Consider the following 18290-nt stretch of genomic DNA (forward strand, 5'->3'; position numbering starts at 1 on the left):
ATAGCGTTAACCGTCAACACACCCTTCCTCTGGAGAGCCTCGCCGTGCGCATCGCAGTCACCGGCTCCATCGCCACCGACCACCTCATGACCTTCCCCGGCCGCTTCGCCGACCAGTTCGTCGCGGACCAACTGCACACGGTCTCGCTCTCCTTCCTGGTCGACAACCTCGATGTCCGCAGGGGAGGCGTCGGCGCGAACATCGCCTTCGGCATGGGCCAGCTCGGCACGAACCCGATCCTCGTCGGCGCCGCGGGCTTCGACTTCGACGAGTACCGCGCCTGGCTGGACCGGCACGGCGTGGACACCGCGTCCGTCCGGATCTCCGAGACGCTGCACACCGCCCGCTTCGTGTGCACCACCGACGCCGACCACAACCAGATCGGCTCCTTCTACACGGGCGCGATGAGCGAGGCCCGCCAGATCGAGCTCAAGACGGTCGCCGACCGCGTGGACGGCCTCGACCTCGTCCTCATCGGCGCCGACGACCCCGAGGCGATGCTCCGCCACACCGAGGAGTGCCGGTCCCGCGGCATCCCGTTCGCCGCCGACTTCTCCCAGCAGATCGCCCGGATGAACGGCGACGAGATCCGGATCCTGCTGGACGGCGCCACGTACCTCTTCTCCAACGAGTACGAGAAGGGGCTCATCGAGTCCAAGACGGGCTGGTCCGACGAGGAGATCCTCGCGAAGGTGGGCCACCGGGTCACCACGCTCGGCGCGCAGGGCGTGCGGATCGACCGGGTCGGCCAGGAGCCGATCGTCGTCGGCTGCGCGGAGGAGGAGCGCAAGGCCGACCCCACGGGCGTCGGCGACGCGTTCCGCGCCGGCTTCCTGTCGGGGCTCGCCTGGGGTGTCTCCCTGGAGCGGGCGGCCCAGGTGGGCTGCATGCTGGCCACGCTCGTCATCGAGACCGTGGGCACGCAGGAGTACCGGCTGCGGCGCGGCCACTTCATGGAGCGTTTCACCAAGGCCTACGGGGACGAGGCCGCCGACGAGGTCCGCACCCACCTCAAGTGACCGGCTAGGAGATCCGGCGGACCACGTAGGCGCAACCCCGGTCCGCCGGCTCCTCTCCCACGTACTCCTGCTCCCGCATCTCGCACCACGCGGGGATGTCCAGGCGGGCCGCCTCGTCGTCCGACAGGACCCGGACGGTCCCGCCCACCGGCACGTCCCCGATCACCTTGGCCAGCTCGATGACCGGGATCGGGCACCGCTTGCCCAGGGCGTCGACGACCAGCGAGTCCTCGTGGGCGACGGCCGAAGGCGTCGGCGCGCCCAGCTTGTCCCGTACCGCCGCCACCGCCGCCGGCAGCACCCCCAGGAACCGGTCGACCTCCTCGGAGACCGCCCCGAACGGCAACGACACCCGCACATTCCCCTCACTCAGCACCCCCATCGCCTTCAGCACATGGCTCGGCGTCAGGGTGCTGCTCGTGCAGGACGATCCGGAGGAAACGGAGAAACCCGCCCGGTCCAGTTCGTGCAGCAGTGTCTCCCCGTCGACATAGAGACAGGAGAAGGTGACGATCCCCGGCAGCCGCCGCTCGGGATCGCCCACCACGTCCACGTCCGGCACCAGCCGCGGCACGCGCGAACGGATCCGCGCCGTCAGTTCCCGCAGCCGTGCGGCCTCCTGCGCCGCCTCGGCCCGCACCGCCCGCAGCGAGGCCGCCGCCGCGACGATCGCCGGCAGGTTCTCGAAGCCGGGCGCCCGCCCCGACTCCCGCTCGTCGGCCGGTCCCTGGGGTGCGAACCGGACACCTTTGCGTACGGCGAGCAGACCGACCCCCGACGGGCCGCCCCACTTGTGCGCACTGGCGGTCAGCAGGGACCACTCGCCCTCGACCGGCCCCCACCCCAGCGACTGCGCCGCGTCCACGAGCAGCGGCACCCCGGCCTCCCGGCACCCGGCGGCCACCTCGGCCACCGGCTGAACGGTCCCCACCTCGTGGTTGGCCGACTGGAGGCACGCCAGCGCGGTGTCGGGGCGCAGAGCATCGGCGTACGACCGCGCACTCACGGCCCCCGTTCGGTCCACCGGCACCTCGGTCACCTCGAACAGCTCCGCCGAATGGAGTACCGAGGAGTGTTCGACCGCTGACACGATCAGGTGACGTCCGACCCGCCTGCGTCCACCCATCGCCCCAGCGATCCCGCTGTGCACGGCCCGCGTCCCGGAAGAGGTGAAGGTCAGCTCATCGGGACGACACCCCACGGCTTCGGCAGCGGCCTCACGAGCGGCATCCAGCAGCATCCGGGCCCGCCGCCCTTCCCGGTACAACCGAGAGGGATCAGCCCACCCTTCATCCAGAGAGGCCAACAGCGCCTGACGGGCAACGGGGTGAAGGGGAGCAGCGGAAGCAGCGTCGAAGTAGGACACACGGAAACGCTAACCTCCTTGGGGGCGCGGGGAACTGCGCGATCAGCCACAAAGCACCCGCAGCCGCCAATCAAGCGAAGCCACGGAGTGACTAGGCCCCCCTCCCGCTGAACCCCCGGAGGGCGTCGGCTAGGGTTTGGTCCGCATAAACATCCAAACCCCTGCCCGACGCAGGGCGGCGACCGACCACCGAGTAGGGCCAGGCCGCAGCCGATACGCGCGGGCGAGACTCTCGGGAAGGCGCTACGTGAGTCCCAACGGCTCCGACCGCTCGCCGCGGCGCCCGATGCGGCGGAAGCTGCTGCAGGCAATGACTGCGGGCCTGGTCCTGGCGACAGCCACCGGTTGCTCGTACAACTGGGAAGACTTCCCCCGCCTTGGTATGCCCACCCCGACCACGGAAGAGGCTCCGAGGATCCTCTCCCTGTGGCAGGGCTCCTGGGCCGCCGCGCTCGCTGTCGGCGTGCTGGTGTGGGGTCTGATCATCTGGAGCGCGATCTTCCACCGGCGCAGCCGCACCAAGGTCGAGGTACCTCCGCAGACCCGGTACAACATGCCCATCGAGGCGCTGTACACCGTGGTTCCGCTCGTCATCGTCTCGGTCCTCTTCTACTTCACGGCCCGCGACGAATCGAAGCTCCTCAGCCTCAAGAAGCAGCCCGACGTCACCATCAACGTCGTCGGCTACCAGTGGAGCTGGGCCTTCAACTACGTCGAGCCCGTCGCGGGTTCGACGGGCGACGCGAAGACGGACAAGAACCTGGACGCGATTCCGACCCGGTTCAAGAACGACTTCCCGGCGAACGCCGGCGGTGTCTACGACTTCGGGACGCCGGCCACGAAGAACCCGCAGACCGGCAACCCCGGCCCGACCCTCTGGCTCCCCAAGGGCAAGACGGTCCGCTTCGTCCTCACCTCGCGTGACGTCATCCACTCCTTCTGGGTGGTGCCGTTCCTGATGAAGCAGGACGTCATCCCGGGTCACACCAACGCCTTCGAGGTGACTCCGAACAAGGAGGGCACCTTCATGGGCAAGTGCGCCGAGCTCTGCGGCGTCGACCACTCCCGGATGCTGTTCAACGTGAAGGTCGTCTCCCCCGAGCGCTACGAGCAGCACCTCAAGGACCTCGCGAAGAAGGGGCAGACCGGTTACGTTCCCGCGGGCATCGAGCAGACCGCCCACGAGAAGGACCGGGAGACGACGAACCTGTGAGCATCCTCAACGAACCCCAGGGTGCCGCGGCGGCAGGGTCCCACTACACGGACGAGCTGCCGGTCCGGCGCCAGAACCGCGGCAGCGTGGTCATCAAGTGGCTCACCACCACTGACCACAAGACGATCGGGACGATGTACCTGGTCACGTCGTTCGCGTTCTTCCTGATCGGCGGCGTGATGGCGCTCTTCATGCGCGCCGAGCTGGCCCGTCCGGGTCTGCAGATCATGTCGAACGAGCAGTTCAACCAGGCGTTCACGATGCACGGCACGATCATGCTGCTGATGTTCGCGACGCCGCTGTTCGCCGGCTTCACCAACTGGATCATGCCGCTGCAGATCGGCGCGCCCGATGTGGCGTTCCCGCGGCTGAACATGTTCGCCTACTGGCTCTACCTGTTCGGCTCGACGATCGCCGTGGGCGGCTTCCTGACCCCGCAGGGCGCGGCCGACTTCGGCTGGTTCGCCTACTCCCCGCTGTCGGACGCGGTCCGCTCCCCGGGCATCGGCGCCGACCTGTGGATCATGGGTCTGGCCTTCTCCGGCTTCGGCACGATCCTCGGTGCGGTCAACTTCATCACCACCATCATCTGCATGCGCGCGCCCGGCATGACGATGTTCCGCATGCCGATCTTCGTGTGGAACGTGCTGCTGACCGCGGTGCTGGTCCTGCTCGCCTTCCCCGTCCTCGCCGCCGCGCTGTTCGCGCTGGAGGCGGATCGGAAATTCGGGGCACATGTCTTCGATGCCGCGAACGGCGGGGCATTGCTGTGGCAACACCTCTTCTGGTTCTTCGGCCATCCAGAGGTGTACATCATCGCGCTGCCGTTCTTCGGCATCATCTCCGAGGTCATCCCGGTCTTCTCCCGCAAGCCGATGTTCGGCTACATGGGTCTGATCGCGGCGACCATCGCGATCGCGGGTCTGTCCGTGACGGTGTGGGCGCACCACATGTACGTCACCGGCGGTGTGCTCCTGCCGTTCTTCTCCTTCATGACGTTCCTGATCGCCGTGCCGACGGGCGTGAAGTTCTTCAACTGGATCGGCACGATGTGGAAGGGCTCCTTGTCCTTCGAGACGCCGATGCTGTGGGCGACCGGCTTCCTGATCACCTTCACCTTCGGTGGTCTGACCGGTGTCATCCTGGCCTCGCCGCCGATGGACTTCCACGTCTCGGACTCGTACTTCGTGGTGGCGCACTTCCACTACGTCGTCTTCGGCACCGTGGTGTTCGCGATGTTCTCCGGCTTCCACTTCTGGTGGCCGAAGTTCACCGGCAAGATGCTCGACGAGCGCCTCGGCAAGATCACGTTCTGGACGCTGTTCATCGGCTTCCACGGCACCTTCCTGGTCCAGCACTGGCTGGGCGCCGAGGGCATGCCGCGTCGTTACGCCGACTACCTGGCGGCCGACGGGTTCACCGCCCTGAACACGATCTCGACGATCAGCTCGTTCGTGCTCGGCCTGTCGATCCTGCCGTTCCTCTACAACGTGTGGAAGACGGCCAAGTACGGCAAGCCGGTCGGCGTCGACGACCCGTGGGGCTACGGCCGCTCCCTGGAGTGGGCGACCTCCTGCCCGCCGCCGCGCCACAACTTCCTCACCCTGCCGCGGATCCGCTCCGAATCCCCGGCGTTCGACCTGCACCACCCGGAGATCGCCGCTCTCGACCAGCTCGAGAACGCCGGTCACGGTGAGAAGGCTCTGGCCGGCAACGGCGGCAAGGAGGCCGGGAAGTGAAGATCCAGGGACGGATGTTCTTCTGGCTGAGCATCTTCATCCTCGCCATGGCGATCGTCTATGGCGTGTGGTCGAAGGAGCCGGCCGGTACCACCGCGCTCTTCCTGGCCTTCGGCCTGTCCATCATGATCGGCTTCTACCTGGGCTTCACGGCCAAGCGGGTGGACGCCGGCGCGCAGGACAACAAGGAGGCCGACGTCGCGGACGACGCCGGTGAGGTCGGGTTCTTCAGCCCGCACAGCTGGCAGCCGCTCGCCCTCGGCTTCGGTGGCGCCCTCGCCTTCCTGTCGGTCGCGATCGGCTGGTGGCTGCTGTACTTCTCGCTGCCGGTGATCCTGGTCGGCCTGTACGGCTGGGTCTTCGAGTACTACCGCGGTGAGAACCGCACCCAGTAGCACGAGCTGAGCCCATCAGGGGCCCGGACACTCCGTCAGGAGCGTCCGGGCCCCTGCCTTTGCAGCAATCGGTGTCCCTCGTTCGAGTCACTCGGCGTGCCGTTCTTGACGGGGCTTCCTAGCGTGAAGTCATGAACCACGCACCGCGTACCCGCACCGTCGTCAGCTGCACGCTGCTGGTGATCGCCCTCGGCGCGAGCGCCACCGCCTGCGGGTCCGACGGGAACCCGCTGGCGGCCACGCCGTACGACGCGGCGGACCAGATCGCCTTCAACGCGCCCACGGGCGACGACAAGAAGGCCGACCCGGACAAGCCGCTGGAGGTGACCGCCGAGGACGACGACGGCCGCATCACCGACGTCACCGCCACGGACGCCACAGGCCGCTATGTGGCGGGCGAACTCTCCGACGACGGCACCCGCTGGCACAGCACCTCCCCGCTGGCCGCAAACGCCCACTACACCGTCCGGGTGAGCACCGAGGACGAGGACGGGGCACCCGGCCGCAAGGTCCTCGACTTCGACACCAGCAAACCCCTGGGCAAGACGCGCCTGAACGTCACCTTCGGCCCCAAGGCGGGCACGTACGGCGTCGGCCAGCCCATCACCGCCAAGCTGGACAGGCCCGTCAAGGACAAGGCCCAGCGGGCCGTCGTCGAGCGTGCCCTCAGGGTGGACTCCACGCCCGCCGTGCCGGGCGCCTGGCACTGGGTGGACGACAAGGAACTCCACTACCGCCCCAAGGAGTACTGGCCCGCCCACGCCACCGTCCAGGTCCGCAGCGACCTGGAGGGCATCAAGATCGGCGACCGGCTCTGGGGCGGCAAGGGCAAGTCCCTGAAGCTGACCACCGGGGACCGCATCATCGCCGTGACGGACGCCGCCTCGCACTCGATGACGGTGTACCGGAACAACGAGGTCATCAAGGAGCTCCCGGTCACCACCGGCAAGCCCGGCTTCGACACCCGCAACGGCGTCAAGGTCGTGCTGGGCAAGGAGTACTTCGTACGTATGCGCGGAACCAGCATCGGCATCGCCGAGGGCTCCTCGGAGTCGTACGACCTCCCGGTGTACTACGCCACCCGCGTCACCTGGAGCGGCGAGTACGTCCACGCCGCCCCCTGGTCGGTCGGCTCCCAGGGCTACGCCAACGTCAGCCACGGCTGCACCGGCATGAGCACGTCCAATGCCGAGTGGTTCTTCGACACCGTCCACGAGGGCGACGTGGTCCAGGTCGTCAACTCGGAGGGCCACACCATGGAGACCTTCGGCAACGGCTTCGGGGACTGGAACCTGGACTGGAAGAAGTGGCGCGAGGGCAGCGCCCTGGTGGCCGGCACCCCGGACGCCCCGAGCGCGGCACAGCAGGCCAGACTGAGGCCGGAGAGCGTCTAGAGCGGGGCTCGGGGGCAGCGCCCGCTCAGGGGTGCGGGGAACTGCGCGACCGGCCATGGACGGCCCGCAGTCGCCCGAACCGCAGAAGCCTCCGAGTTCCTAGGCGCTCAAGGCCTTCCGGTCCCGCAGCAAAGAGGCCAGGGCCGAGGCGAACTCCACCGGATCCACCGGATGGGTCACCGCCCCCTCCGCCCGGCTCCACGTGGCCAGCCACGCGTCCTGCGGCCGCCCGATCAGCAGCAGCACCGGCGGGCAGTCGAACACCTCGTCCTTGATCTGCCGGCACAGGCCCATGCCGCCCATCGGCACGGCCTCCCCGTCCAGCACACAGACGTCGATCCCGCCCTTGTCCAGCTCCTTCAGCACCGCGGCGGGCGTGGCGCACTCCAGGAACTCGACCAACGGGACGTCCGGGGCCGGTCGCCGGCCGGCGGCCAGCCGCACCTGCTCGCGGGTGTTGGAATCGTCGCTGTAGACCAGCACCGTGGCGGTCGGCTGCATTGTTCCTCCGTGACGTCAGCGTCGTAAGGACAGGCCCGTTGGGCCGGATGCTACTCCCTTGAACACCACGTCAACACCGGTATGGAGCAGGGAGACACTCCGAACGGCACCCCCCGGGGTGAGGGCGGGATAAGCGACCGACATAATGTCGGTCGTGGCGACAGCAACGACAGACACAACCGGGCACGCGCACCCATCGGTCAACCGGCCGAACCTCACCAGCGTCGGAACCATCATCTGGCTGAGTTCCGAGCTGATGTTCTTCGCGGCCCTCTTCGCGATGTACTTCACCCTGCGATCGGTGACGGGTCCTGATCACTGGAAGGAAATGGCGTCCAGCCTGAACTTCCCGTTCTCGGCGACGAACACCACGATCCTGGTGCTTTCCTCTCTCACCTGCCAGCTCGGCGTCTTCGCCGCCGAGCGCGGTGACGTGAAGAAGCTCCGGGGCTGGTTCATCATCACCTTCATCATGGGCGCGATCTTCATCGGCGGTCAGATCTACGAGTACACCGAGCTGGTGAAGAAGGACGGGCTCTCGCTCTCCTCCGATCCGTACGGCTCGGTGTTCTACCTGACCACCGGCTTCCACGGCATGCACGTGACGGGCGGCCTCATCGCGTTCCTGTTCGTTCTCGGGCGTACCTACGCGGCCAAGAGGTTCACCCACGAGCAGGCGACCGCGGCCATCGTCGTGTCCTACTACTGGCACTTCGTCGACGTCGTCTGGATCGGCCTCTTCGCCACGATCTACATGATCAAGTAGCCGGGCCCGCTCCCGACATCGCAAGCATCGACGCAGAAGATCCTGACACCGGGGTAATCCGTGAAAAAGCTCTCCGCACGACGACGCCACCCGCTGGCGGCGCTCGTCGTCCTACTCCTCGCGCTGGCATGCACCGGGGGGCTGTACGCCGTGTTCGCCCCCGCGGACAAGGCGAAGGCAGATGAAACCGCCCAGTCCCTGGCCATCGACGAGGGCAAGAAGCTCTACGCCGTAGGCTGTGCCAGCTGCCACGGCACCGGCGGTCAGGGATCCTCCGACGGCCCGAGCCTCGTCGGCGTGGGCGCCGCGGCCGTCGACTTCCAGGTCGGCACCGGACGCATGCCGGCCCAGCAGCCGGGCGCGCAGATTCCGCGCAAGAAGGTCATCTACACGCAGGCCGAGATCGACCAGCTGGCCGCGTACATCTCCTCGCTGGGTGCCGGTCCGTCCGTCCCGACCGAGGCGCAGTACGGCCCCGACGGCGCCGACATCGCCAAGGGCGGCGAGCTGTTCCGTGACAACTGCACGCAGTGCCACAACTTCACCGGCAAGGGTGGCGCGCTGACGCACGGCAAGTTCGCGCCGAGCCTCGAAGGTGTCTCTCCGAAGCACATCTACGAGGCCATGCAGACCGGCCCGCAGAACATGCCGTCGTTCCCCGACACCACGCTGTCGGAGCAGAACAAGAAGGACATCATCGCGTACCTGAACGCGGTCAACGGCGACGACACCGTGAGCCCCGGCGGCCTTGAGCTGGGCGGTCTCGGCCCGGTCTCCGAAGGCCTGTTCGCCTGGATCTTCGGCCTCGGCGCGCTGATCGCGGTCGCCGTCTGGGTCGCCGCTCGGACCGCAAAGGCCAAGAAGTCATGAGTAGCCAAGACATTCCAGAAGAGAACCTGCCCGCAGAGCAGGACGCGCACGGCGCGGTAGGCGTCGCGGACGACAAGAACCCGTTCGCGGACCCCGGTCTCCCGCCCCACGAGCACCGGGTGCAGGACATCGACGAGCGGGCCGCCAGGCGGTCCGAGCGCACGGTGGCCATGCTGTTCACGGTGTCGATGCTGGCCACCGTCGGGTTCATCGCCTCGTACGTGGGCATCCCCCACGACAAGTCGATCTTCGTCTTCCCGATCGGGCACATCAACGCGCTCAACTTCGCGCTGGGTCTGACCCTCGGTCTCGCCCTCTTCGCGATCGGCGCGGGCGCGGTCCACTGGGCCCGCACCCTGATGTCCGACGAGGAGGTCGCCGACGAGCGTCACCCGATCGAGGCGCCGCCCGAGGTCCGCGCGAAGGTCCACGCGGACTTCAAGCAGGGTGCCAAGGAGTCGGCGCTCGGCCGGCGCAAGCTGATCCGCAACACGATGTTCGGCGCGCTGGCCCTGTTCCCGCTCTCCGGCGTCATGCTGCTGCGCGACCTCGGTCCGCTGCCCGGCACGAAGCTCCGCCACACCATGTGGCGCAAGGGCCTGCAGCTCGTCAACATGAACACCAACGAGCCGCTGCGTCCCTCCGACGTCGCGGTCGGCTCGCTGACCTTCGCCAAGCCCGAGGGCCTGGAGGAGCACGACGAGGAGTTCCAGACCGAGATCGCCAAGGCCGCCCTGATGATCGTCCGCATCCAGCCGGACAACATCAAGGACAAGCGCGAGCTCGAGTGGTCGTACGAGGGAATCGTCGCGTACTCGAAGATCTGCACCCACGTGGGCTGCCCGATCTCCCTGTACGAGCAGCAGACACACCACGTGCTCTGCCCCTGCCACCAGTCCACCTTCGACCTCTCCGACGGTGCCCGGGTGATCTTCGGCCCCGCCGGTCACGCCCTGCCGCAGCTGCGCATCGGCGTGAACGACCAGGGCTACCTCGAAGCGCTCGGCGACTTCGACGAGCCTGTCGGTCCTGCATTCTGGGAGCGCGGATGAGCACTAACGAGTCCTCCGAGTCCCGCGCACGCGGGAAGGCGCCGGCCGGCGAGCGCGTCGCCGACTGGGCCGACGGACGGCTGGGGATCTACTCCCTGGCCAAGTCCAACATGCGCAAGATCTTCCCCGACCACTGGTCGTTCATGCTGGGTGAGGTCTGCCTCTACAGCTTCATCATCATCATCCTCACGGGTGTGTACCTGACGCTGTTCTTCCACCCGTCGATGAACGAGGTGGAGTACCACGGCAGCTACGTCCCGCTGCAGGGACAGCTGATGTCCGAGGCGTTCAACTCGACCATGCACATCTCCTTCGATGTGCGCGGTGGTCTGCTGATCCGGCAGATCCACCACTGGGCGGCGCTGATCTTCCTCGCCGGCATGTTCGTGCACATGATGCGGGTGTTCTTCACGGGCGCGTTCCGCAAGCCGCGTGAGGTCAACTGGCTGTTCGGCTTCCTGCTGTTCGTCCTCGGCATGTTCACCGGCTTCACCGGTTACTCGCTGCCGGACGACCTGCTCTCCGGCACCGGTGTCCGCTTCATGGAGGGCGCGATCCTGTCCGTGCCGGTCGTCGGCACGTACCTGTCGTTCTTCCTGTTCGGCGGAGAGTTCCCGGGCGGCGACTTCGTGGCCCGCTTCTACTCGATCCACGTCCTGCTGCTGCCGGGCATCATGCTCGGCCTGCTGGTGGCGCACCTGATCCTGGTCTTCTACCACAAGCACACGCAGTTCGCGGGTCCCGGCAAGACCAACAACAACGTGGTCGGCATGCCGCTGCTGCCGGTCTACATGGCCAAGGCCGGAGGCTTCTTCTTCCTGGTCTTCGGTGTCATCGCGGCCATCGCGGCGATCGCCTCGATCAACCCGATCTGGTCGATGGGCCCCTACCGTCCCGACCAGGTGTCCACGGGCGCCCAGCCGGACTGGTACATGGGCTTCTCCGAGGGCCTGATCCGTGTCATGCCGGGCTGGGAGATCAACTTCTGGGGTCACACGCTCGTCCTGGGTGTGTTCATCCCGCTGGTGATCTTCCCGCTGGTCCTGGTCGCGATCGCGGTCTACCCGTTCATCGAGTCCTGGGTCACCGGCGACAAGCGCGAGCACCACATCCTGGACCGCCCGCGCAACGCGCCGACGCGTACGGCCTTCGGTGTCGCGTGGATCACCTGGTACATGGTGCTGCTGATCGGTGGTGGAAACGACCTCTGGGCCACCCACTTCCACCTGTCGATCAACGCCATCACCTGGTTCGTCCGGGTCGCGTTCTTCGTCGCCCCGGTCCTGGCGTTCGTCGCCACCAAGCGGATCTGCCTCGGCCTCCAGCGCCGCGACAAGGACAAGGTGCTGCACGGCCGCGAGTCCGGCATCATCAAGCGCCTGCCGCACGGTGAGTTCATCGAGGTGCACGAGCCGCTCAGCCAGGAGCAGCTGCACACGCTCACGGCGCACGAGCAGTACGCGCCGGCCGCGATCGGCGCCACGGTCGACGAGAACGGCGTCGAGCGCAAGGTGAAGGGCGCCGAGAAGCTGCGCGCCAAGCTGAGCGAGGCGTACTACGGCGAGGAGTCCCAGATCCCCAAGCCGACCGTCGAGGAGTACAAGGAGATCACGAGCGGCCACGGCCACCACTGATCACTGCTTGTCGCTGCGCTCGCCACGCGCGGTCGAAGGGCCCGTCCGGTACACCGGACGGGCCCTTTGCCGTGCCATGGGTGCGGCTGGGTGGGGGCGGGCGCCTTCGCGCAGTTCCCCGCGCCCCTGAACAAGGGCCCCGTCCGAACACCGGACGGGAGCCTGTGTCGTGCTGTGGGCTGGATAGGGTGTGGGGACGGTTTTCTACGACATCTGGAGCGGCCCCATGAGCGCTGTGACCCCCGCTGGAGGCGACACCGCGGCGGGCCGTTCCTGGCCCGAGGTGTTGAACGGTCTGCTGTCCGGGCGGGACCAGGAGGCCGACGCCACGTTCTGGGCGCTGGACCGGATCATGCGTGGTGAGGCGACCGACGCCCAGATCGCCGGGTTCGTGGTGGCGCTGCGGGCCAAGGGCGAGACCGTCGAGGAGATCACCGGTCTGGTGCGGGCGATGTACGAGCACGCGAACGTGATCGAGGTGTCCGGCCCGACCGTCGACATCGTCGGCACCGGCGGCGACGGCGCGAAGACCGTGAACATCTCCACGATGTCCTCGATCGTCATCGCCGGCACCGGCGCCAAGGTCGTCAAGCACGGCAACCGGGCCGCCTCCTCGGCCTCCGGCGCCTCCGACGTCCTGGAGAAGCTCGGCGTCAACCTGGAGTTGACCCCGCGGCGGGTGGCCGAGGTCGCCGAGGAAGCCGGGATCACCTTCTGCTTCGCCATCAAGTTCCACCCGGCGCTGCGCCATGTGGGCGCCGCCCGAGGCCAGTTGGGCATCCGCACGGTGTTCAACGTCCTCGGTCCGCTGACCAACCCGGCCCGGGTGCGCGCCCAGGCGGTCGGCGTGGCCGATCCCCGCATGGCGCCGATCGTCGCGGGCGTCTTCGCCGAGCGCGGCAACTCCTCGCTGGTCTTCCGGGGCGACGACGGACTCGATGAGCTCACGACCACGTCGACCTCCCGCGTCTGGGTGGTCCGCGACGGCAAGGTGACCGAGGAGAGCTTCGACCCCCGGGACGTCGGCATCGAGCGCGTCCCGGTGGAGGCCCTGCGCGGTGGCGACCCGTCGTACAACGCCGAGGTCGCGCGCCGGCTGCTGGACGGCGAGACGGGCCCGGTGCGAGACGCCGTGCTCCTGAACTCGGCGGCCGCCCTGGTCGCCCTGAATCCCGGCACCGGGACGCTGGCCGAACAGCTGCGAGACCGGATGGACAAGGCGGCGGAGTCGATCGACTCGGGGGCGGCGAAGCGCGCCCTGGCCCGCTGGGTGGCCGCGAGCAACGCCTAGCGGACGGTCGCGGTCCCGCAGTTCGGACACGAGTTGCGGGACCGCGATCACCTCACGTACGTTCCTGTACCAGGTCATGAGTGACAGTCATGAGGCCCCGGCCGACTGTCCGGCAACCCTCCGTCCGTGGCGGGGTGCCCCGGGTGAAGACCAGGCCGTAGGCAGCGAGGTCTGCGGCAAGCGCGGATCCCTCACGAACCAGGGATCCTGGTCGTTCGAGGAGTCTTCCGTGAGCAAGCGAATGCGATAGGGCGCCGAGCCCCGCCTCCGCACACCCATCTCACCCTTCACTTTTCACGGGAGACCCCCATGTCCGTGTCCACCGTTGCCTCCGTCCAGACCGTTTGTGCCCCTCTGGCCGTGCTCGGGCGAGATGTCACCGTCCCGCTCGTCACCGGCGGCGAGGTGACCTACGCGGCGCTCGACTACGCGGCCAGCGCACCGGCCCTCCAGCGGGTCTGGGACGACGTGGCGGCGTACGCGCCCTACTACGGCAGCGTGCACCGCGGGGCCGGCTACCTCTCCCAGCTGTCGACCGACCTGTTCGAGAACGCCCGCAGGACCGTCACCGAGTTCCTCGACTGCCGCGACGACGACCAGCTGATCTTCACCCGCTCCACCACCGACTCGCTCAACCTCCTCGCCGCCGCGCTCCCCGCCGACTGCCAGGTCTTCGTCTTCGAGACCGAGCACCACGCGAGCCTGCTGCCCTGGCAGGACGCCCAGGTCAGCTACCTCGACGCCCCCCGCACCCCGGGGCAGGCCGTCGAGACCCTGGAGAAGGCCCTCGCCGGCCGGGACTCCCACGGTCCGGCCCTGGTGTGCGTCACCGGCGCCTCCAACGTCACCGGTGAGCTGTGGCCCGTACGAGAGCTCGCGGCGGCCGCTCACTCCTACGGTGCCCGTATCGTGCTGGACGCGGCCCAGCTCGCCCCGCACCACCCGGTGAGCGTCCGCGAGCTCGACGTCGACTGGGTCGCCTTCTCCGGCCACAAGCTCTACGCCCCCTTCGGCTCCGGCGTCCTGGCCGGCCGCGCCGACTGGCTCCGCGCCGCCGACCCCTACCTCGCGGGCGGCGGCGCCAGCCGCAAGGTCACCCGGCGCGAGGACGGGGGAGTGGACGTGGAGTGGCACGACAGCGCCGCCCGCCACGAGGCCGGCTCCCCGAACGTCATCGGCGCGTACTCCATCGCGTCGGCCTGCAAGGCGCTGACCGAGGCCGGCTTCGACAGCCTGGTCGCGCGCGAGCAGCACCTGATCGAGAAGGTCCGCGAAGGGCTGGCCGGGGTCCCCGAGGTGCGCGTCCTGTCCCTGTTCGGCGACGACGCCCCCCGCGTCGGAGTGCTCTCCTTCGTCGTCGAGGGCTGGAACAGCTCCCACTTCGCCGCCGCCCTCTCCGCCGAGTACGGCATCGGCGTCCGCGACGGACTCTTCTGCGCCCACCCCCTGGTCCGCACCCTCCTCGGCAGCGACCCGCAGTCACAGGGCGAGTGCGGTGCCCCCGAGGCCGCGCCCGGCGAGAAGTCCCTCAACGCGATCCGGGTGAGCTTCGGCGCGGGCACGCCGGACGAGCACGTGGAGCGGTTCGTGAAGGCCGTGAAGGAACTGGTCGCGGACGGTGCGAAGTGGACGTACCGCACCGAGGACGGCCGCTGCGTCCCGGCCGTCTGACGTACTGACGTCCGGCACGCGTATACGCTCCCCCTCAGCAGCCGTACGGAATGCAGGGGGAGCACGGGGTGCAGGAGCTGCGCGAGACGGACCCGCGGACCATCGGGCCCTACGAGGTCCTGGGCCGACTCGGGTCCGGCGGCATGGGCGAGGTGTATCTCGCCGAGGCGCGGGGCGGGCTGCGGCTGGCGGTGAAGGTCGTACGGGCCGAGCACGCCGAGGACCGCACCTTCCGCGCCCGGTTCCGGCACGAGGTGCGGGCCGCGCAGACCGTCGGCGGGGCGGGCACCTACACCGCACGGGTCGTGGACGCGGACACCGAGGCCGCCCGGCCCTGGATGGCGACCGAGTTCGTGCAGGGCCCGAACCTGCGGGACGCGGTGCTCGACCGGGGACCGCTGCCCGCGGACGCGGTACGGCTGCTGGCGGCCGCGCTCGCCGAGGCGCTCGCCGCGATCCACGCCAAGGGGCTGGTGCACCGGGACCTCAAGCCCTCGAACATCCTGCTCGCGCCGGACGGCCCCCGGGTCATCGACTTCGGGATCGTCCGGGCCCTGGAGGGCACCGCCCTGACCCGGACCGGCGTGGTCGTCGGGTCGGTCGGCTATCTCTCGCCCGAGCAGATCCGCAACGGCGCCCAGGTCGTGCCGGCCAGTGACGTCTTCTCCCTGGGCGCGGTGCTCGCCTACGCCTCAGGCGGCAAGGAACCCTTCGGCGAGGGCCAGGACTCGGTCGTCCTGCTGCGGATCCTGACCGGGGACGTCGACCTGTCCGCCGTACCGGCGGAGCAGCTGCCGCTGGTCGAGGCCTGTCTGCGGGACGACCCCGCCGCGCGGCCGGCCCCCGCTGAGCTGGTCGTGGCCGCGGGGCACAGCGCGGGGTCGTTGCGTGCCGGCCTGCGGCCGGGGTGGTACGCCCCCGGTGCCGAGAAGGAGCCCGAGACCGTCCACAGCGGTGCTCACTGGGTTCCCGCGCACGACTCCGGGGAGCGGGGGAGCCGGGTCGAGTACATGGCGCCGGTGACCCTCATGGACGTCCCCGCGGTCACCCCGGTGACGCCGGCCACCGCCCCGCCGTCCCGGCGCGGGCTGCTGCGGGCCGTGGCGGGCGGCGTCGGCGTGGTCGCGGCCGGAGGGCTGGGCGGGTGGCTGTGGCTGCGGGAGACGCCGGACCGATCAGCCAAGACGGGGGCGGGGGGCCCGACGGGCACGCCCGCGACGGGCTGGCAGTACGAGGTCCAGGGGCTCGGCGGGCGGCGCGGCCCCTGCGCGGCCGTCTCGCCCGACGGCGCCCGGGTGTACGTGGGCGGCGCGGACGGCGCGCTGCACGGGCTGGACCTGGACGGGCGGACCGTGTGGCGGACCAGGCTCGGCGCCGAGGCCATGTCCCCGCTCGCCACCGCCGACGGCGTGTACTGCCTGCTGGAGGACGGCCAGGAGGGCGCCTCCAAGCTGTGCGCGCTCGGCCGGGGCGGCAGGATCCGCTGGACCAGGTCGTTCGCCGCGAACAGTCAGTTCCCGGTCGCCGCGGGCCGACTGGTCCTGGTGTCCTACGGCCACGGCTCGGACGCGGGCGGGGTGCGGGCCTACGCCCCCGACGGCAGCGTGCGCTGGTCCACGTCGACCGGCGCCGCGCCCACCAGCGAGCCCACCGTGGCGGACGGGGTCGTCTACGTCGGTACCTTCGGGGACCAGGTCCAGGCCCTGGACGCGCAGAACGGAAAGCGGCTCTGGGCGACGAAGGCCGGCCTCGACACCGGGCGGCCCACCCCGGTCGGCGACACGCTGATCGTCGGGTCGGGCGGCGAGCAGACGCTGCACGGCATCGGCCGCACGGGCACGCCCCTGTGGGACTCGACCAACGACAAGGCGTACGGCAGCCGCTACTTCACCTGCGTGCCGTTCGGCGGCCTGGGCGTCACCGCGTCCGACTACGAACTGGTCGCCCTGGACCCGGCCGACGGATCGACGGCGTGGTCCTTCCGGTTCACCGACGAGGGGAGCCAGTACAGCGACCCGGTGGTCTCCGGCGACACCGTCTACGTGCGCCGCGGTTCGACCCTCTACGGCGTCAACCGCGCGGGCAGGCAGACCTGGCACAAGCGCGTCGAGGGCGGGGCGTCCGTCGGCACCCAGTCCCCGGTGGTCCGGGGCGGCCGGGTCTACGTGGCGACCGCCGACGGCCTCACCGTGCTCGCGCTGGATTCCTAGCTGTCGAGGCCGATCGCGAACGCGGCTTCCAGGTCGTGCTGGGAGTACGTGCGGAAGGCCACGTGGGTGTCGGTCCCCTCGACGCCCGGGATCTTGCTGATGCTGCCGGGGATGACCTCGGCGAGGTCCTCGTGCTGCTTGACCCGGACCATGGCGATCAGGTCGTACGTGCCCGTCACGGAGAAGACCTCGCTCACGGACTCCAGCGCGGCGATCCGCTCCGCGATCTCGGGGATCCGGTCCACGCTGGTCTTGATGAGGACGATCGCGGTGATCACGGCTGGTTCTCTCCCTCGGGTGCCGGGGCTGGGGCGGCCCTCACTCTAGTCGTACGGCCGAAACGCACCCAGGCGAAGACCAGGCCCAGGCCGAAGCCCACCAGGTGGGCCAGATAGGCCACCCCGGGGCCGTCGGAGGCCCGGCCCGCGGCGAGCCATTGCAGCGCCGCCCAGAAGGGCAGGACGACCCAGGCGGGAAAGCGCAGCGGCAGGAAGAACAGGAACGGCAGCAGACTGGTCACCCGGGCCCCGGGGAACAGGAAGAGAAGCGCGCCGAGGACTGCCGAGATCGCCCCGGAGGCACCGACCAGGGACTGCCCGGAGTCGGCGTTCGCGGCCGCGTAGCCCAGCAGGGCGAGGTAGCCGCAGCCGACGTAGAACAGGAGGAACTGCACCCGGCCCATCCGTTCCTCGGTCATCACCCCGAACACGTAGAGGAAGAGCATGTTGCCCAGCAGGTGCACCCAGCTGCCGTGCACGAACAGTGCGGTGGCCGGGGTGAGGGCGGCGCCCGGGGAGCCCTCGAAGAGCTCGGCGGGGACCACGCCCCAGCGGTGGAACCAGGCGCGCTGGGCGGCCAGGGCCGCGTCCCCGGAGCCGTAGGCCGGGTCGAGACCCGAGGCGGGGCCGATCACGAAGACCAGCGTGCACACGGCGATGAGGCCGTAGGTGACCGGAGCCGGCCCCCACAGCGTCCTGCCTGCTCCACCGAGTGTCACCCTCCAGTTGCGGATCATGAACACAGAGCATGACGTAACGGGACGCAAGCGAACAGAGCGCCTCGCCGCCGGAGAGGTCCTGTGGACGTCCGAGCGGCGAGTACTCGCCAGGCCGTAGGGTTACGAGCCACATGCACCGGGACGCCGGTGCGTCACCGACAATGGCTAGTAG

General features: G+C 69.3%; 16 protein-coding genes and 1 riboswitch. Of the genes, 12 read left to right on the forward strand and 4 right to left on the reverse strand.

Annotation, left to right across the window (positions count from 1 at the left end; genetic code table 11):
- Positions 1-44 precede the first annotated feature (44 nt).
- The gene (locus AQI94_RS05055) at positions 45-1019 is read left to right on the forward strand and encodes a carbohydrate kinase family protein (RefSeq protein ID WP_031058188.1); all 975 of its coding nucleotides are present in this window, start codon (positions 45-47) and stop codon (positions 1017-1019) included.
- Between the two features lie 4 nt (positions 1020-1023).
- Here the strand turns inward: AQI94_RS05055 and AQI94_RS05060 are convergent, their stop codons facing one another.
- Positions 1024-2385 (reverse strand): cysteine desulfurase/sulfurtransferase TusA family protein, encoded by a 1362-nt coding sequence (locus tag AQI94_RS05060; protein WP_031058191.1) that lies wholly within the window; start codon positions 2383-2385, stop codon positions 1024-1026.
- A 247-nt stretch (positions 2386-2632) separates the two neighbouring features.
- Between AQI94_RS05060 and ctaC the strand changes: the two genes are divergently transcribed.
- From ctaC to AQI94_RS05080, 4 genes are all read left to right on the forward strand, one after another.
- The gene (gene ctaC / locus AQI94_RS05065) at positions 2633-3598 is read left to right on the forward strand and encodes an aa3-type cytochrome oxidase subunit II (RefSeq protein WP_031058193.1); all 966 of its coding nucleotides are present in this window, start codon (positions 2633-2635) and stop codon (positions 3596-3598) included.
- A complete protein-coding gene (ctaD, locus tag AQI94_RS05070) occupies positions 3595-5337 on the forward strand; it encodes an aa3-type cytochrome oxidase subunit I (RefSeq protein WP_031058195.1) in 1743 nt (580 codons plus the stop codon). The genes ctaC and ctaD overlap by 4 nt, the downstream gene beginning before the upstream one ends.
- Positions 5334-5732, forward strand: coding sequence for a cytochrome c oxidase subunit 4 (locus AQI94_RS05075; protein WP_031058197.1), 399 nt, complete (start codon positions 5334-5336; stop codon positions 5730-5732). Before ctaD ends, AQI94_RS05075 begins: the two co-directional genes overlap by 4 nt.
- 131 nt (positions 5733-5863) lie before the next feature.
- Positions 5864-7126, forward strand: a complete 1263-nt coding sequence (locus AQI94_RS05080) for a L,D-transpeptidase (RefSeq protein ID WP_031058199.1) — start codon at positions 5864-5866, stop codon at positions 7124-7126.
- A gap of 99 nt (positions 7127-7225) precedes the next feature.
- Here the strand turns inward: AQI94_RS05080 and AQI94_RS05085 are convergent, their stop codons facing one another.
- Entirely contained in the window at positions 7226-7627 is a 402-nt protein-coding gene (locus AQI94_RS05085; RefSeq protein ID WP_031058202.1) for a response regulator, read from the reverse strand.
- 145 nt (positions 7628-7772) lie between these two features.
- On the opposite strand from AQI94_RS05085, the gene ctaE reads away from it, so the two are divergent.
- From ctaE to AQI94_RS05120, 7 genes are all read left to right on the forward strand, one after another.
- The gene (gene ctaE / locus AQI94_RS05090; RefSeq protein WP_031058204.1) at positions 7773-8393 is read left to right on the forward strand and encodes an aa3-type cytochrome oxidase subunit III; all 621 of its coding nucleotides are present in this window, start codon (positions 7773-7775) and stop codon (positions 8391-8393) included.
- A gap of 60 nt (positions 8394-8453) precedes the next feature.
- Positions 8454-9263 carry a cytochrome bc1 complex diheme cytochrome c subunit gene (gene qcrC / locus AQI94_RS05095; RefSeq protein ID WP_031058207.1) on the forward strand — a complete coding sequence of 270 codons (810 nt, stop codon included), beginning with the start codon at positions 8454-8456 and terminating at the stop codon, positions 9261-9263.
- Positions 9260-10315 (forward strand): cytochrome bc1 complex Rieske iron-sulfur subunit, encoded by a 1056-nt coding sequence (gene qcrA / locus AQI94_RS05100; RefSeq protein ID WP_031058210.1) that lies wholly within the window; start codon positions 9260-9262, stop codon positions 10313-10315. The genes qcrC and qcrA overlap by 4 nt, the downstream gene beginning before the upstream one ends.
- Complete coding sequence (gene qcrB, locus AQI94_RS05105) at positions 10312-11949, forward strand: cytochrome bc1 complex cytochrome b subunit (protein ID WP_031058211.1); 1638 nt, start codon at positions 10312-10314, stop codon at positions 11947-11949. Before qcrA ends, qcrB begins: the two co-directional genes overlap by 4 nt.
- A 226-nt stretch (positions 11950-12175) precedes the next feature.
- Positions 12176-13240: an anthranilate phosphoribosyltransferase gene (trpD, locus tag AQI94_RS05110; RefSeq protein WP_031058214.1), complete on the forward strand. Its 1065-nt coding sequence runs from the start codon at positions 12176-12178 to the stop codon at positions 13238-13240.
- A 72-nt stretch (positions 13241-13312) separates the two neighbouring features.
- A riboswitch (SAM riboswitch) is annotated at positions 13313-13429 on the forward strand.
- A gap of 120 nt (positions 13430-13549) precedes the next feature.
- Complete coding sequence (locus AQI94_RS05115; RefSeq protein ID WP_031058217.1) at positions 13550-14911, forward strand: aminotransferase class V-fold PLP-dependent enzyme; 1362 nt, start codon at positions 13550-13552, stop codon at positions 14909-14911.
- 68 nt (positions 14912-14979) lie between these two features.
- Positions 14980-17121: a protein kinase domain-containing protein gene (locus AQI94_RS05120; protein WP_062229600.1), complete on the forward strand. Its 2142-nt coding sequence runs from the start codon at positions 14980-14982 to the stop codon at positions 17119-17121.
- Here AQI94_RS05120 and AQI94_RS05125 read toward each other — a convergent pair.
- Both AQI94_RS05125 and AQI94_RS05130 read right to left on the reverse strand, forming a co-directional pair.
- Positions 17118-17399 (reverse strand): Lrp/AsnC family transcriptional regulator, encoded by a 282-nt coding sequence (locus AQI94_RS05125; RefSeq protein ID WP_020115829.1) that lies wholly within the window; start codon positions 17397-17399, stop codon positions 17118-17120. The genes AQI94_RS05120 and AQI94_RS05125 overlap by 4 nt on opposite strands.
- The gene (locus AQI94_RS05130; RefSeq protein ID WP_031050304.1) at positions 17396-18136 is read right to left on the reverse strand and encodes a rhomboid family intramembrane serine protease; all 741 of its coding nucleotides are present in this window, start codon (positions 18134-18136) and stop codon (positions 17396-17398) included. The genes AQI94_RS05125 and AQI94_RS05130 overlap by 4 nt, the downstream gene beginning before the upstream one ends.
- Positions 18137-18290 lie beyond the last annotated feature (154 nt).

Origin of the sequence: Streptomyces pseudovenezuelae, from assembly GCF_001513955.1 — a bacterium.
GTDB classification, from domain to species: Bacteria; Actinomycetota; Actinomycetes; order Streptomycetales; family Streptomycetaceae; genus Streptomyces; species Streptomyces pseudovenezuelae.